Here is a 14905-nt window from a genome sequence, read left to right as displayed (position 1 = left end):
TTTTGATATTTTTCATGCTTGCATGCTTTATAGAAAAATTGCATCACAAATCAACTAAGGGATTGACCAAAAGTTTGCATGGGTTCCCCTTGTCCCGATAAATGCTAAAGTGCACACCTGAAAGAGCGGTCAAGGGTAGGCATAGCCTATCGCGTAGCGACGCGCAGCGCCCTTACGGGGTCTTTCAGGCGTGCAACAATCGGGCATCGGGGCAAGAGAACAGCATTTAGCAAGTGACAGTTAAAAGATGAACCCGACCGCATAGGAAGGCAGTCGGGTTCAATATGCTTCCAAGGAAAGGAAGTAAAAATATTATCTCATGAAGAGCTTATGGGTGACGTTCCATGTATTCGCTGACAGCTAGAGTTACCAGATCTTGAAGCTTGATGTCTTTGGCTGCTGCGTAGAGCTTGATTTCTGTTTTTAACTCTTCGGATACACGCACATTTAGAGGTTTAGTGACGGTTTCATCGGTTACCGGACTCCTAAAGCTCTCGCTGACTGAGGCCGGCTTCTGGGAGGCCGATCCTGCTGGTTTCATCTTGTCCTTTAAGCTGCTCATGACAGCGCCTCCTTGAGTTCCTTGACAACGTCTTCGTATCCCAGGAAGTCAGTTGGAGCTTCTCCTGGAATTGTTTTGAATGCTTGTTTGTGTTTGATCCTGGTTGCAAATAGAGCAAGGTCACTGTCTGCGATGTACTCTAAGCTTTCGCGTAGCGCGACAGTTTGTTCGTTAACCTTGGTAAGAAGTGCAATTCTGGCGGTGTCCAGTGGAAGAGCATCGTTTGTGGCAATTAATCGCTTTAAATCCATGATGGCTGCTTCGGTTGGCATAATAACCACATCTGCAATTTTGATCACCGCGTCAATTGTTGCGGGGTCTCCTGGGGGAGTGTCAATGACAATGTAGTCGCTAGTGCTTTGGCCGGCTATTCGCTTGAGCTTGGCCAGGTTCACGATTTTCACTGGAAATGGCAAGGGATTTTCGGATTCCGCAGCATCCTCAGCCCATTCGGTAGCTGAGCCCTGCATGTCGGTGTCCCACAGTTCGACGGTGTGACCGTCAGCGACTAGTGCGCATGCAATGTAAATTGCGCTGGTAGTTTTCCCGACTCCACCTTTGGTTTGTACAAGTGCGATAGTTGTTGTCATCCGGACCTCCTATCTTCTGCACCCAAAATGTTTTGCATGCAACTGATTTTGCATGCAATTTAGCTTGCATGCTTTGTATTTATATCTGATTATACTAGCTTGCATGATTGCATGCAAGCTAGTTCGCGTGCAAAGTACCTCCGTTCCCTTTTGCCGATATTTCCTAGTCATGTGCCAGGTCAAGTGTTTTGAATTTGTCCGCCTGTAGATACTTCCGGCGGTAAATTCCATTCCTTTTGGGTTAATGGCGGTCTTTGTAGGCTTTGCTAACTGCTCGGCAGAGGGCTGCGCCTCGGCTGGCGGCGGTGCGTAGCATTGGGCGTTGGGCGGCTTGTTTGGTTTGGCGTTCGGCGGCGGCTCGGGCGGCTGCGCGGGCGTGGTTGCTGGCTTTTTGGGCTTGTTGGGAGCGGCTGGTCATGATTTCGCCTGTGGCGGTACGCCATAGGTTCATGCGGTGCATAATGGCTGCTCGAAGGATTTGGCAGTAGTCGATGTAGGACTGAGTGTCAGGGTTGTGCTGGGGGAGTGCTCCCCAGGATTCTTTGCCGTGAAGTCCTGGTGTGGTGCGCCATTCCAGGGCATGTTTGATGTCGTTGATGGTCCAACCCGCTACGAAAAACGGTTTCATGATGTGGAAAATGTTTTTCTTTGAAAAACGTCGGAAGTCAGGGAAAAGCCGTGAGATTTCAGCGGAAGCCGATAATCCCTGTGGTCTCGAGCTGATCGTCCGGGAAACTGGCCACAGCTCTACTGGTCGCTGTTCGTGGTCGTTAGTTTGCGCGGCGGAGCCGTGCCCTAATGGTTTTTCAGTGCCGCGTAGCGGCTCATTTTGGATCTTTTCCTCGCGTGCGCGCGTGTAGGAACTTACTACGTAAGTTGTTAACCCCCCTACGGGGAGGGGTTCTAAGTTATTTCCACAGGCTGTGTGGCTAGGAGATTCCTGAGCTGGTCGGTGGGTGGTGGTGGTGTCTTGCGCATCTTGGGGTCGCAAACCAAGCCCGATAGGTCGGCAGATGACGTAGACGGGTGCTTCGTTGGTGGCTGGTTGGCCGGCTTTGGCTGCGTATTCGGCGCTGCGGCCGGAGGCGACGATGCCGATGATGCCCCAGGAGCGGAGGTCGTAGAGGACGTTGCCGACGGTGGCGCGGGAGACGCGTGCTTTTTCGGCCATGGTGTTCCAGGTGATGCGTGCTGTCATGGTGTCGTGGTCGGTGTAGCGAAGGAGGACCCAGAGGACGGCTAACGTGTTGCGGATGCGGTCGGAGCGTTTGGCGAGGAGGTCGTCGATTGTGCGTGTGGCGCGCCAGGCTTGGGCGGTGTGGTCAACTTTTTTGCTGCCGGTGGGGATGGCCCAGTTGATGGCTCGGTCAGAGGTTTCTTGGGCGCGGGAGACGCGGCGGATGTGGACCGGGGTGGGGGTCTGTTCGTGTTTGGTGGCGAACGCTTCTTTTGAGGCGTTGAACTGGGTTTTCCCCTTGGCCGTGAAGTGCTCGGGGGTGTCTGCGCGCACGAAGGATTTGTGCCCTTTGGTGACGTGTTTTTGGATAGCTTTGACGCGTCCGTTGCACGGTCGGGTGTCCCAGTGGGGGGTTTTTGTGTTCTGAATCGCGTAGTTTTGGCGTGTTTCAGTGGGTTGGGTTGTTGCGTGGGCGCGTTCAGGCGCTACTATAGACATACAACGTCTTTCCTGTTTCAGGGTAAAGAAGAGGGAGCGTCCGGTGTGGTAGCCGGAAGCTAACTGGTAAATCACGATCTGGGAACTTTGGCGAGAACGTCAGATCGGATTCAGAATCTTAGGCCCGCGCGATGCGCGGGCTTTTCTGTTTAAGGCTTATCGATAGGTAACTGACCTTTCGAATCATCGCGAGGAAGCCAAGTTGGAAGTCCTCGGTCGTCAAGTTCTAGGTTTTCTACCATGAGGTCAAATAGCGCGGCACCCGACATTCCTGCTTTGGACGCTAGTTCGGCGAAATAGTCTTTATTTCCCCGCTCAACTTTCCAACCCATAGCGATGGGATCTTGCAAAGACCCTCGGGGGCGACGTGGTGAACTCATACACCCACACTATTCGATAGCGACACCATTAAGATCGGTGCGACACGAATAAATAATTTAAAAATTAACCATGCCAGCATCTAACAATCGGCTGATGGCATGGCATCCATTCAACTTAGGTTTCTCGCGCACACTCCGGCACATTGTTCTGCCCTCCTCTTCGATGTTTCGAATTGCTTGGAGTAGCTTTATCTGTATGGCAGGGTGGGAAGTTTCGAGGCATCCCGAATGGGACATGATGTACGCCGCCGGCTTGACCGTGCGCGAAATATCGGATCTATGCCATTGGCACTGTGCCACCATCCACCGTCATTTCCAGATACGAGAACGATACGCACCAGGTACTCGTGCCAAGCATGAGACAGCTCTGGCTGCTAGGGGAGTGGACCGCCCTACGGTCAGTTGGCGAAAGCTACTGGCTGAAGTTCTAGCTTTTCAAACTATTCATGGCCGACTTCCACATCATGATGGAGACGACACAGAGCGGCGGTTGCACCGGTGGGTCCTGGATCAGGGCCGCGCGTACCGTAACAGTGAGATGTCAGCATCAAAAATCATCCTGTTAGATGGCCTGATCGGCTGGAGTATTGATACTCGACAACAGGAACGAGATGAGGTTTGGCGTACAAAACTCGCCTCGCTGATCGAATTCACGGCCACCTATGAACGAACCCCACGCTATCAAAACCATTCCTCAGAGACCGAGCGCGTTCTTGGTGTCTGGCTACATGTGCAGCACCAAAAGCGGGCTGAGGGCACGCTGTTGCCATGGCGGCTGAAAATAATGGATGAGGCATTCATTCACTGGCAAAGCCGCATGTGACCGCTTCATGGTTTCATTCCATCGGAAAAATTACTGAGATGATCTCGGATCTCGATTTCACTCAGGGTTCCGCTTCAAAAGTCCTTGAAGCACCAGTGCAATCATTTCAAGACTGCATCCGCGAAAAGGCGAAGTAAACTGCCCTGTTAAATTCCTAAGGGCCCGGACAATGATTTGGTGGTCCGGGCCCTCAGGCGTTTAGTGTTCGTGTTCTTCTTCCTTAGACTGATGCTTCGTCCATCAGATGCTCCTCGGTGAAGGTGTTTAAGTTGCCCGAATTGACCATTAGTCCCATCATGTCGAACACAACTGTCGCTGCGGCCAATGAAGTGATGTCTGCATGGTCGTAAGCAGGAGCTACTTCCACGACGTCTGCGCCGACAATATTGATGCCATTGAGTCCGCGCAGCAGACGTAAAAGCTCACGTGAGTGCAGGCCACCCATTTCAGGGGTTCCTGTACCTGGAGCGAAAGCGGGGTCTAGGACATCGATGTCTACCGAGAGGTATACCGGTGTGTCACCCAGGCGTTCGCGCACCCTGGCGATCGATGCTGGAACGCCGATCTCGTCAATGTCAGTGGAACGGATTATTTGAAAACCGAACTCGTGATCACGCAGGAAGTCGTCCTGATCGTATACCGGTCCGCGGATGCCCACGTGCATCGATTTGTCCTCGATCAGTAGTCCTTCTTCGAAGGCACGGCGAAACATGGTCCCGTGGGTGATCGGCTCGTCGAAGTAGGTGTCCCAGGTATCTAGGTGGGCGTCAAAGTGCAGCAAGGCGACTGGTCCGTGGATTTTGTTCACTGCCCGGAGCATCGGAAGTGCAATGGTGTGGTCCCCTCCGACAGCGATGACGCGCTTGTCTTTGGACAGCAGTGGTAAGGCCTGTTCTTCGATCTGTTCTACTGCTTTGCCAATATCGTATGGGGTGCAGGCAATATCTCCGGCGTCGACGACCTGGACCTTTTCCACTGGTGTTACGTCGAGTTCGACGTGGTAGCCCGGGCGCAGCAGGCGTGATGCTTCGCGAACCGCAGCCGGTCCAAAGCGCGCGCCTGGGCGAAATGAAGTGCCTCCGTCGAAGGGGACGCCGAGCACAGCAATGTCGTAGTCAGGGACCGCATCAATTTGCGGTAACCGGGCGAAGGTTCCGAGTCCGGCAAACCGGGGGACTTTGGTCGCTTCCACTGGTCCAATAGGCTGGTGATTGCTCATATGAGGTTACCTTCTGCTTTCTTTTCTTCGGGCATGTTGGATTTATTGGTGGGTTCGTTGCCGGAAATATCAGCCAGGGAGCGGTTGGCGGTTTCAGGGGCCAGGATGAAAGTGGCGACTAAACCGACTAAGGAAATGACAGCGCCGATGAGTAGCGCGCCAGAGGCTCCGAAACTGATGATCGCTACCGGCATCAGATAGGTGCTGGCAGCAGAACCTACGCGGCTGATCGCGGTGCCGAAGCCGACTGCTGTAGCCCGGATCTCGGTGGGGAAAAGTTCATTGGGGTAAACGACTTCAAGGAAGCTGGATGCACCAGAGGCCAGGGCGAAGATCGCTAGTGCGGTGAACAGTGTCTTAGGACCGACGCCTGGGATGAATGCCGGGGCGGCCAGCGCCACCACGATAATTCCAAAAGTCCACAGCAGTAGCTTGCGCCGGCCGATACGCTCCACCAGCCATAAGCCAGGAATCCCTCCAATGACAAAGAGCATGGAAATGATCAGCGAGCCTCCGTAAAGATTTGCATCTCCGTCGAGACCGAAGGACGAAAGCAGTTCAGGGGCAAAAGTGTAGACAGCGAAAAGCGGGATCACCTGCGCGGTCCAGAAAATAGAGACAAAGAGGGTGCGACGCCAGAATTTCTTGTTGAAGATATCGGCGAACTTCGCAGCGCGCTTGCCCTCATTCTCATCCTCACCGAGGGAAGCGACGTCATAGTCGTTTCCATAGACTTTCTTGATCACCGCACGTGCCTCCTCGACCCTTCCGCGGGATAACAACCAGCGAGGAGATTCAGGGGTCCCTAAGCGGAAGAGCAAGGTGATGATCGCAAAGATCGCAGGGCTAGCTAGCATCCAACGCCAAGCGTCTTCGCCCATATCGCGCATCGCGAAGCCGACGGCAAAGGCCGCGGCCGCCCCTATCGCCCAAACTACGAAAGTGGCTCCCAAGAGCCGTCCACGGTGTTTGCGGGGGAGAAACTCAGCCAGCAACGAGGTGGCGATGGGGTAGTCGGCGCCGATTGCCACACCCAACAAGAAGCGCCAGATAACCAATTGCCAGATGTCGGTGGAGAAAGCACTGAGGATCGAAAATGCGGCCAGTGCGAGCAAGTCTAGGATGTACATTGTATGGCGGCCGACCTTATCGGTGACCCACCCAAACACCCCGCCACCGAAGAAGATCCCCACGAGGCTAGCGGCTCCGACCATTCCTACTTCACTGATGCTTAGATCCAGGGCAGGGACCATCGTGATCAAAGCAATCCCGATAATGGATAGCGCGTAGCCGTCAATGAAGGGACCTCCCGAGGAGAAGACGGTGAGCTTTTTGTGGAACCTTGTTAGTGGTGCATCGTCAATGAGTTGAACAGGAGTTCTCACTGCTGAGCCTTCTCTCTGGAGGTCCTGTAATACAGGACTGAATTGCTGAGTAGTTCCATCATTGGTGATTGGGATCACGTGATCAATAAACTTTCGTCGATGATAGCTGTTTATGTCTAGACATTTGTATGAGGAACAGCGTTGAATGGCTTGAGATCAGCGGACGGTTCGTCAATCGGCAAGAGCACGAAAGGGCATATAGAACATGGCTATAAATATTGCCGAATTGCTATCGGAACCCCAGCTAGGTCTTAGCTTGTTAGCTGGCTGGGAAGGGATCGATCGAACCGTCGCTTGGTCTCATACCTCCGATTTACCCAATGTCTGGGAATGGGTTTCTCCAGGTGTGCTATTGATGACTAACGGACTCTCAATCCCTGCCGATCCAGGTTTGCAGGTTAAATTGGCACAATCGCTGGTACAAGCAGGTGCAGTGGCTCTGGCGGTGGGGGAGAAGATGCACGCCCCAGATTTCTCGCCTGAATTCTTGGACTCTTGCAACAGTCTTCCTCTTCCCCTCATCTCAGTTCCTTATCCCTTACCATTCATGGCAATTTCTCGTTCGATCGCGGAGGCGAATCTGCTGGAGGAGTCCAGGAGGATCAAGCAGACGGCAAGGATTTACGACTTATTGCGCAAAGCAACGACACCCGGCGAAACGTGGACGCAGCTCATTGAGGGGATCAGTAAGGAGGTGAAAGCGAACCTTTACGTGGTTGATAGTCGATGCCTTCACCCCTGGCAATCGGGTGATCCTTCCCTGCCTGAGGACCTTATAGCTCGTGTTCGTAGGGCGCATGCTGAGGTGTCTGCAGAAAACAAGCATTTTTTGTGGAGTGGGACGGGAAGCGAATCCATCTTGTTAATGGAGATCCCTACCCATCCTCACGCTTTACTCGTGGTGGCCCCTCAGTCCGATACCAAACCCGATGGAGTGATTCTTCTTCATGTGGCGACGATCGTGGGTTTGGGGCTCTCCCGGTCCGCGCTTTTATTGGAGAGTCTGTACCGTTCGGGTGGAGAATTTTTGGTGCAGGCCTTCGACGGACGGATCGGAACCGACGATGCCACACGTCGTCTAGAGGAATACGGAATCCCTTCCGGCCCTATGCGCGTGGTGACAGTTCCGGATAAGGCTGAGTCGGACCTGCCAGAAGTGCATAGGGCTCTGTGGAGACATGAAGTCAATAGCATTTGCATGATCGGTGAAGGGAAGCTCCACCTGCTGATTTCTGAGCAATGCACCACTACTTTGCTTTTGCATGTCTTAGACGAAAAACTGCCGATAGGAATAAGTTCTACGGTAGAAAGCTCCGAGATTCAGCGAGGTGTACGTGAATCACTTTGGGCGCTCGGGCAGGCGATTTCTAGGGACGTAAGGTACATGACCTATTCGGCGGAGGATGCCTGGTTCGGCCTGACCAACTATAAAGACGGCGAAGTGTTAGTCCAACGCATACTGGGTGCGCTGATTGAACACGATTTGACCCACCAGACTGAATTTCTCACTACGCTGAAGGCCTATTTACAAAACCAACGTTCACCGCAAAAGGTCGCTTCTTTGCTCTTTGTCCATCGTCAGACGGTGATTTATCGCGTGCGGAAGATCAGCGAACTCACCGGGCTGGATTTGGCCGAATCCTCATCCGTCGCTCAGCTCTGGATGGCCGTCCAAGTCTTGGAAGCAATGGGCCTTGAAGAACGCCTAGAACGAAAATGAAAAGGCTTCGGCAAAAAGTCGTCACGGGATCATTTCTGTAAATTCAGACTTAACAGGCTGATTCAGAACCAGGCTGTCTACTTGCAGAGCCCAATAGTTGGCTAGCGCTAAGTCTCGAAGGTGCCCTCAGGTTTCCGTACAATTCCATCCGTCGGTTTGCTTCGTTAATGGGGTGACGCACGTAGGCTATCCAGACTCGATCAACCGCGGTTATGCGAGTGGTGGCCTGAACTCTAGAGGGATCACTTTGGGGATTAGGCCTAAACCATTTCAGCGAATGAAGACCCTGACTTACCACTCAAGACCCGAATAACTTCGTTCAGCACGTCCAGCATCAAGGCTAGGATGCACTGGGAAAAATTCCTTGCCGAGGTCAGCGAAATGCAATCGAAAACTGCGCGCTCCTGCTTTTAATGTGGAGTATAGGCCGAGAAGCTCCCGCGTTCCACACTTTCAATTCCTTCGTGTAAGCCCTCCAGAATTGAAGATATTGCTCCATGAAACCTGGTATGTCTCGATAATTAGAGCGCGTGGGTCTATGGTGATCATACTGAAAATTCGGAGAGCAGGTCATGGGAATGGCATATTTCAAGAAGCTCTGGGCGTCCCCTCACGGTTCGCCATCTGAGGGCAATGAGTCACGTGTTGAAGTTCATTCCTACGAACAGGATTATGCTCCAGACATCACGGAATTATGGACAGACTTGATGGGTCGAATGGCGATCCGAGGCCTCCAGGTTCTATTCATTGGTCTAGTAGTCGTATGCGTAATGCTTGGATTGCTCCGGGTGACAACAATAGTCATCCCTATTTTGATCGCTACAATTTTGGCTTGTGCTCTCTGGCCGATCGTGACAAGACTTCGTCGACACTTATCAGCACTGCTTACTGCCTGGACCGTCTTTCTCGGCGCCCTGATCATTCTGGGCGGAATTGGAACAGGCCTTGTGTATTCCGTCATCAATCAATGGGACGAATTGGTGGGGCAAGCCCAAAAAGGATTCGCGCAGTTGAGCGGTGCAGGTCAGCAGCTTGTTGAAAGGCTTCCATTTGGGATAAGCCAACAGGATCTCGAGAGCGCAGGTCAATCGGTAAGCAAAATGGTATCCAGTTCACAACTAGGTTCCAACGCTATCCACACCTTAGGGGCTGCCGGTGAAACTTTGACCGGCACCATCTTGATACTGGTGGTCCTCTTCTTCTTTCTCAAGGATGGCGACCGAATTTGGGCTTTCATTATTTCTTGGATTCCGACAAGGTACCGAAATAAGTGGATTGCCTCGGGCGAACAAGCTCTACACACATTTGGTGGATACATTCGTGGGACGGCAATCGTAGCCGCTGTCGATACGGTCGGCATTGTCGCGGTACTCCTGATCTTACGTATACCCCTTGCTTTGCCTTTGGGCGTGCTTGTCTTTTTTGGATCCTTCATTCCCATCGTGGGCGCTACAGTGGTCGGAGCTCTGGCTGTACTGGTGGCTTTGGTAACTAACGGTCCAGTGAGCGCGCTCATCGTGCTCGCCGCCGTGATCGTTGTGAACCAATTGGAAGGTCATTTTCTTCAACCAGTCGTTATGGCTCATACTTTGAAATTGCATGCTTTAGTTGTCTTGCTGGCACTGGCTATCGGCACAGCTTTAGGGGGAATCGTAGGCGCGGTACTTGCTGTTCCTTTGACTGCGGTTGGATGGGCCATTACCAAGGTGTGGGCTGAACGTGACGGTGTCACCGCGGTAGAGAAGATGCAAGATGAAATCGCAAATGCGCCAGAGGTGGAAGCATCGCCGAGCTCTACACCCGCTTCGAGCGAGGACCAATAACGTTGACGGAGACGGGTGGTTTTGACGGCGAACCGTCATCACCTCGCATTTTCCTGCGCACGTGGACGAATCAAAAAAGCTCTCGTACGTGGTGTCGTTAGGGGGCGGGACAGCAAATGAACAGCTGTCCAGTGCTGTCACGCGCTGAGAGAACTGAACACATACTAGAAATTTGCACCAATGCTGCCCCGTGCCAGAATCAGAGTCGACATGCGGGACACCTTGGGAAGCCAACGGACTCAGGACGGCACGGCCCTAGCCCAGCACATTAGCTTCAATAGCCTCAATAGCCTCAATAGCCTCAATGATGTCTAGATCATCGGGCGCCGCCCGAGAGCCGAAGCGCACTGTTTCGCAGGAACGGGGTCAGAGGAGGATCGGTACGGAAATTCACGTTTAGGGTGTGTCGATGCTGATGCTGATGCTGCTTTGGTGTTGGGTGGACACCGCCAGGAGGTCGACTGCGCATTTCTCAGGAGCGTAGTGGTTCGGCTGCCCTGCGTTGTCCGCGTTCAACGGCCCGGTAGATGGTGAATAGGCTGATGGAGAAAAGCTCGATCATCTCGGTCATGGTGTGTTTGCCTGCGTCGCGCAGTTCGATGATGTGGGCTTAATGCTTCACGCTGAGTTTTGGCTGCTTTCCCGGAGCCGGCCCTTGGCCTTGCCGACTTCCATGCCTTCGCGGGTGGGCATGCTGATCAGGTCGGCTTCGGACACGGCGATCATCGCCAAGAGATTGAACAGCAGTTTGCCCAGGGGTCGACGGGGCATGGACCGAACCACCGATGTTGAGTTTGATTTCCGTCTGGCGAGGTCCTCGGCAATCGTGTGGGCGCCTCGGACGGACCTGGCCAGACGGTCAAGCTTGGTCACGACGAAAGTATCTCGGGCTCGGTAAGCGGCGAGGGCTTCGCGAAGTCCCGTGAGATTCTTGTTTTTGCCGGTAAAATCAAAGTTAACATAGACGCGGTCAGGTTCAACACCAAGAGCCGCAAGGGCATCACGCTGCGCGGTGAGGTCTTTCTCTTCGGTGGACACGCAGGCATATCCGACCAAGAGTTTAGACATGCAGTTCAGTGTGTCGCAAAAGGCCCGTTACCGGACAGTTCACCGTACACCCTATACGGACACTTCATAGGTCACCATTGGCAAAGCAGCAGATCAGCAGCCGGCGTGTCCGGTTGAGGACGGGCTTACGGGACGGCGAGGATTGCTGGATGATCCACGACTGACTGGATAGATTGGGTCGATGGCTGCAGAAAATATGATGGTATCTCTCGTGGATCCGCGCTATGTCAGCGTAGAAGTTCTCACTCCGGTGTACCGCGTGGATTTCTGGAATAAGAACCGTGACACTAGCGAACACAGGCTCGAGAATGCAGCGTGCGTTGACGATGTCCGGTCGTGGGCTGAAACCAACAGGAATAGCCGGCAGGCAGTGATCTGGGTCGAGTACAACTATGAGAGGGATCGGCATGTGCCGGCTACACGGGGTGGAACCAATCGATGTGGATCAGGTGCCCTAGATTTGCATACTGATCCTCCACCGCACCCGATTCGAATTGTTCTTCAACCACTGAGAGAATGGGGAGGGATTATCAGCTCATGAGGAGGCGTCATGGCCAGCGGTTTTAAGATCAACAAGTCAGAGATCAACAAGATGATGAAGGGCATCCAGCGTGAGTTTGATAAGTACCCAATCAACGTTCCGGTGAATGCGGAAAGTCCCGGCCTCCAGGTGGCTGGCCCCACGTACAACGGCCCGGTCATCAACGTTCAAGGTGACCACGCACAGATTGCCTGGGACAACCAGACTGTAAATCAGACGAACACGGTTGCTTCTGGAAACATCACGGCTGGCTTCGAACCACTCAGTCAGGCTGTCGTAAGCATACTCAAGGAAATCCGTTCCTCTGGCCTTGAAATCAGCGACATCGAAGAAGTGGAGAAGGCTGGAAGCGAGATCCTAACGGAGGTCGTCAAGGACGAACCGGATCAGGGAATCATCAAGCGGTCCGTTACATACGTCAAAGGCCTACTTGCCCCCTTACTCACCCGCGCCGCGGAGGGTGCTGTCGAAGGCGCCGGTGAGGGTGCCTTCGATTGGGCATCAGCAGCCGTTGAAGCGCTGGGGACAGGCATGGCCGCTGCCTTCCAAGGCTAGAGACTTCCATACTGCCGTTTTGGAGCCCTGCAGATCGCCAATAGATGTCGCAGGTGACGTTTAGAATCTGTTCATGACTAACTACATCTATGCCACTTCGGGAAAAGCAGTCGGTTTCATAAGAGGTCGATTTGTTCATGCACTCACAGGAAAGGCCATTGGCCAACTCAACGGAACCCATGTGCACCGCCTTAGTGGTCAGTACGTCGGAGAGCTCTACAAGGACCAAGTGGTGGACAAACATCAGGGCAGCTTCGGTAACATCGGCAATCCCGGGAACCCCGGGAATCCCGGGAATCCTGGCAACCCTGGGAATCCCGGAAACCGGGGTAACCAGGGTTGTCCCTACCCGGATGTATTCGACAAACTCCTTTAGCCGTTAGACAACGGGGCATTCGCCATTGCATCCACCTCCTCCGGCGGTCCAGGCTAGAGGTCCGGAGTGTCTGGACGGAGCCCATTATGGCACGTAAAATTCTCGAGGCTCACTGGCTTGAACCGAGAGCGACCCGCCCGGTCCGTTGCCCCCGACCGTATGCGCGTATGGCTCACCGGATCCGTGATTCCTGCCTGCGCAGGCGCATTCACATAGCCATGCATTCTCAGGCTTGCCGCGGTCCCAACACTGCTCGACGCACTTGTCTACGCCACCGTGCTGGATGACCTTGACCCGCCCGTAGCGCTCAGCCAGCCCGAGAATGACCGCTTTCGTGTGAGACCGCGACACGGACCATACCCCACCGTTGTACTCCACCTGGCCCCTGCGTGATGCGTTGAACATTTCACCCAGGATCGAATAGCCAGCGCCCTTGCCCTCATACGGCAGATGTCGAATCTCGGACCGTCTAGTAGGGCGGATGACCACCGTTACATCGCTCATGGGTAGATAGTAAGGCGTGATCCTTTCAGGCAGCGAATCGTCTGACTTGGGGTTCCTAATAAGGGAGGGATTCCGTTCAGAACAATAGCGTTCTGGCCAGGATTGAAACTCTTAGCGAAAATTTCCTCACCGCTCGTCAGGCTCCGACTTCCTCCGGCCACATACCGGTCTTTTCGAATTGATGTATGCGGTGCGCACGCTAGATGTCGATGATCTTCTGCCCGTCGAGGTAGAGCATGTCCCCGCATTCGCTTTGCGTTCCCTGCCGAGGCCCATTGTGGCGCCAATGGATGTGCGGTCTCATTTCCTGGGTCGTCTGCATGAGGTGTTTGCGTCGGGCAATGCTGCAGGTGGTCCTCAAGCTCCCCATGCGCCTGCCAGTGGCTATTCGGTGGGTGCGGGCAATGCGTCGTAATCCTCGATGGCAGGCTGGACAGGCAAAGACCCGTCGGCCGACACGTCTATCGCCCCGGCCTCCTCGAGCAATGTCTTGATGCGAAGCGTTGACTTGCTTATGAGCAGGTCAACGCTGCCTCTTCGGGACAGGCTAACCCGGATGAGTTCACGGCACACGCGGTCTGCAACCCTGAAGATGTTCCCAGCGAAGGGTGATCCTTCCAGCACGTAGTCCATTTCTGGATCCAGGGTGTCGTGGACAATCCGATTTCTCGTCTCAACGAAATTCCAGAACCAGTGCTCGAAGGCTGGAACGTTCCGAATGCGGCCCCGCTGGTCAGTGCGTTCGTACTGGGAATCTTCACATTCCCAAAGCAATTCATCGACACCAGGACGGAGCGCGGCCTCGGCGTAGAGGGTCCCAAGCACTTTCACGCCCTTCTCACTGTTGCTGCTTCCTGACAATGCTTCCAGCGATGTCTTCAGTTGGACCAGGACGTCGGTCATCGTGTGGAGCGGCGAGTTTTCCCATGCCCTGGAATACCAGTGGATGGCCGCGTGGATTTCCCGCTCAGTCCGGTTGGCTTCAGATTCCTCTGAAGATGTCGCGGCCATAGCGTTGCTGAACGCCGCCTCGAGAAGGGGTCCGTCCAGCGTCATGGTGGGAGTCGAAATCAGTCCTTCTGGGGCTGGGAACTTCATATGTCCAGTAGCCCCGCCGACCTTTTGGTTACTGATGGGCCCGCCGCGCAGCAAGTACGCGTCCCCGTGGACGGCAGTCGCCGGAGTCACAGAAATGATGGCGGTTTCGGCTGTCGCCAGCTCCACAAGACTTGACTCCCACGGAATTCGGTACCGCTCATCCGCGTTCGCATTCAGAACTGCAAAAGACACGGCCGAGTGAAAGGCATCGACCTCAATTCGTCGTGCTTCTTCGTTGGCCCAGTCCGGGCCAGTTCGGGTGGCAACCACGGCCGTTTGGATGGCCTTCCCCTTAGGGTCCAGATGCCTCTCCATAATCCGGATGAGGGCTACTGTTCGGGGGTTGTCTTGCCGGCGAAGACGCTTTACTTCGACCTGTTTCAATGTCCAGGCGCCGCAGACGACGGTCTCGGATATTCGGAGATAGGGGAAAAGATAGTTCTCAGGAGTCAGGGCCATGGAGACATCCTCTCCCGGGAAACAGACCGATCAAACTCGCCACGCGCCGTTGCCGGCCGGATTTGCGCCCGCAGGAGGTTCCGTAAATGAGAACCGAAGCGATCATTGACGTTGTCGCGTTGATCCT

General features: G+C 54.1%; 13 protein-coding genes. 5 read left to right on the top strand and 8 right to left on the bottom strand.

Annotated features, from left to right (window positions below; translation table 11 throughout):
- Positions 1 to 328: 328 nt before the first annotated feature.
- The 3 genes from VJ369_RS17200 to VJ369_RS17190 form a co-directional block, all read right to left on the bottom strand.
- Positions 329 to 562 (bottom strand): hypothetical protein, encoded by a 234-nt coding sequence (locus VJ369_RS17200; RefSeq protein ID WP_324093218.1) that lies wholly within the window; start codon positions 560 to 562, stop codon positions 329 to 331.
- Positions 559 to 1152, bottom strand: coding sequence for a ParA family protein (locus tag VJ369_RS17195; RefSeq protein ID WP_324093217.1), 594 nt, complete (start codon positions 1150 to 1152; stop codon positions 559 to 561). Before VJ369_RS17195 ends, VJ369_RS17200 begins: the two co-directional genes overlap by 4 nt.
- A gap of 241 nt (positions 1153 to 1393) precedes the next feature.
- On the bottom strand, positions 1394 to 2827 hold the full coding sequence (locus tag VJ369_RS17190) for a hypothetical protein (protein ID WP_324093216.1): 1434 nt from the start codon (positions 2825 to 2827) through the stop codon (positions 1394 to 1396).
- 576 nt (positions 2828 to 3403) lie between these two features.
- On the opposite strand from VJ369_RS17190, the gene VJ369_RS17185 reads away from it, so the two are divergent.
- Positions 3404 to 4030, top strand: a complete 627-nt coding sequence (locus VJ369_RS17185) for a helicase associated domain-containing protein (protein ID WP_324093215.1) — start codon at positions 3404 to 3406, stop codon at positions 4028 to 4030.
- A gap of 220 nt (positions 4031 to 4250) precedes the next feature.
- Here the strand turns inward: VJ369_RS17185 and speB are convergent, their stop codons facing one another.
- Positions 4251 to 5249, bottom strand: coding sequence for an agmatinase (gene speB / locus VJ369_RS17180; RefSeq protein WP_324093214.1), 999 nt, complete (start codon positions 5247 to 5249; stop codon positions 4251 to 4253).
- Positions 5246 to 6634, bottom strand: a complete 1389-nt coding sequence (locus VJ369_RS17175; protein WP_324093213.1) for an MFS transporter — start codon at positions 6632 to 6634, stop codon at positions 5246 to 5248. Before VJ369_RS17175 ends, speB begins: the two co-directional genes overlap by 4 nt.
- A 205-nt stretch (positions 6635 to 6839) precedes the next feature.
- On the opposite strand from VJ369_RS17175, the gene VJ369_RS17170 reads away from it, so the two are divergent.
- Together VJ369_RS17170 and VJ369_RS17165 are read left to right on the top strand one after the other, a co-directional pair.
- Positions 6840 to 8354, top strand: a complete 1515-nt coding sequence (locus tag VJ369_RS17170) for a PucR family transcriptional regulator (RefSeq protein WP_324093212.1) — start codon at positions 6840 to 6842, stop codon at positions 8352 to 8354.
- Positions 8355 to 8932: 578 nt separating this feature from the next.
- Positions 8933 to 10177, top strand: a complete 1245-nt coding sequence (locus VJ369_RS17165; protein ID WP_324093211.1) for an AI-2E family transporter — start codon at positions 8933 to 8935, stop codon at positions 10175 to 10177.
- A gap of 618 nt (positions 10178 to 10795) precedes the next feature.
- Here the strand turns inward: VJ369_RS17165 and VJ369_RS17160 are convergent.
- On the bottom strand, positions 10796 to 11245 hold the full coding sequence (locus tag VJ369_RS17160; protein ID WP_324093210.1) for a recombinase family protein: 450 nt from the start codon (positions 11243 to 11245) through the stop codon (positions 10796 to 10798).
- A 550-nt stretch (positions 11246 to 11795) separates the two neighbouring features.
- Between VJ369_RS17160 and VJ369_RS17155 the strand changes: the two genes are divergently transcribed.
- Both VJ369_RS17155 and VJ369_RS19230 read left to right on the top strand, forming a co-directional pair.
- Positions 11796 to 12341, top strand: coding sequence for a hypothetical protein (locus VJ369_RS17155; protein WP_324093209.1), 546 nt, complete (start codon positions 11796 to 11798; stop codon positions 12339 to 12341).
- Between the two features lie 73 nt (positions 12342 to 12414).
- Entirely contained in the window at positions 12415 to 12717 is a 303-nt protein-coding gene (locus VJ369_RS19230; protein ID WP_333615313.1) for a 4-fold beta flower protein, read from the top strand.
- A gap of 84 nt (positions 12718 to 12801) precedes the next feature.
- Here the strand turns inward: VJ369_RS19230 and VJ369_RS17150 are convergent, their stop codons facing one another.
- Positions 12802 to 13221 (bottom strand): hypothetical protein, encoded by a 420-nt coding sequence (locus VJ369_RS17150; RefSeq protein ID WP_324093208.1) that lies wholly within the window; start codon positions 13219 to 13221, stop codon positions 12802 to 12804.
- A gap of 384 nt (positions 13222 to 13605) precedes the next feature.
- Positions 13606 to 14778 carry a hypothetical protein gene (locus VJ369_RS17145; RefSeq protein ID WP_324093207.1) on the bottom strand — a complete coding sequence of 391 codons (1173 nt, stop codon included), beginning with the start codon at positions 14776 to 14778 and terminating at the stop codon, positions 13606 to 13608.
- Between the last annotated feature and the right edge of the window lie 127 nt (positions 14779 to 14905).

The organism is Glutamicibacter sp., assembly GCF_035257265.1.
Lineage (GTDB): Bacteria > Actinomycetota > Actinomycetes > Actinomycetales > Micrococcaceae > Glutamicibacter.
This window is presented reverse-complemented; position numbering and strand designations above follow the sequence as displayed.

Excerpts from the sequence above, each read along its gene's own strand:
- VJ369_RS17200 (WP_324093218.1), bottom strand. The coding sequence starts at position 562 with ATGAGCAGCTTAAAGGACAAGATGAAACCAGCAGGATCGGCCTCCCAG.
- VJ369_RS17155 (WP_324093209.1), top strand. The coding sequence starts at position 11,796 with ATGGCCAGCGGTTTTAAGATCAACAAGTCAGAGATCAACAAGATGATG.
- VJ369_RS17150 (WP_324093208.1), bottom strand. The coding sequence starts at position 13,221 with ATGAGCGATGTAACGGTGGTCATCCGCCCTACTAGACGGTCCGAGATT.
- VJ369_RS17190 (WP_324093216.1), bottom strand. The coding sequence starts at position 2,827 with ATGTCTATAGTAGCGCCTGAACGCGCCCACGCAACAACCCAACCCACT.
- VJ369_RS17170 (WP_324093212.1), top strand. The coding sequence starts at position 6,840 with ATGGCTATAAATATTGCCGAATTGCTATCGGAACCCCAGCTAGGTCTT.
- VJ369_RS19230 (WP_333615313.1), top strand. The coding sequence starts at position 12,415 with ATGACTAACTACATCTATGCCACTTCGGGAAAAGCAGTCGGTTTCATA.
- VJ369_RS17185 (WP_324093215.1), top strand. The coding sequence starts at position 3,404 with ATGGCAGGGTGGGAAGTTTCGAGGCATCCCGAATGGGACATGATGTAC.
- VJ369_RS17145 (WP_324093207.1), bottom strand. The coding sequence starts at position 14,778 with ATGGCCCTGACTCCTGAGAACTATCTTTTCCCCTATCTCCGAATATCC.
- VJ369_RS17160 (WP_324093210.1), bottom strand. The coding sequence starts at position 11,245 with ATGTCTAAACTCTTGGTCGGATATGCCTGCGTGTCCACCGAAGAGAAA.
- VJ369_RS17165 (WP_324093211.1), top strand. The coding sequence starts at position 8,933 with ATGGCATATTTCAAGAAGCTCTGGGCGTCCCCTCACGGTTCGCCATCT.
- VJ369_RS17195 (WP_324093217.1), bottom strand. The coding sequence starts at position 1,152 with ATGACAACAACTATCGCACTTGTACAAACCAAAGGTGGAGTCGGGAAA.
- speB (WP_324093214.1), bottom strand. The coding sequence starts at position 5,249 with ATGAGCAATCACCAGCCTATTGGACCAGTGGAAGCGACCAAAGTCCCC.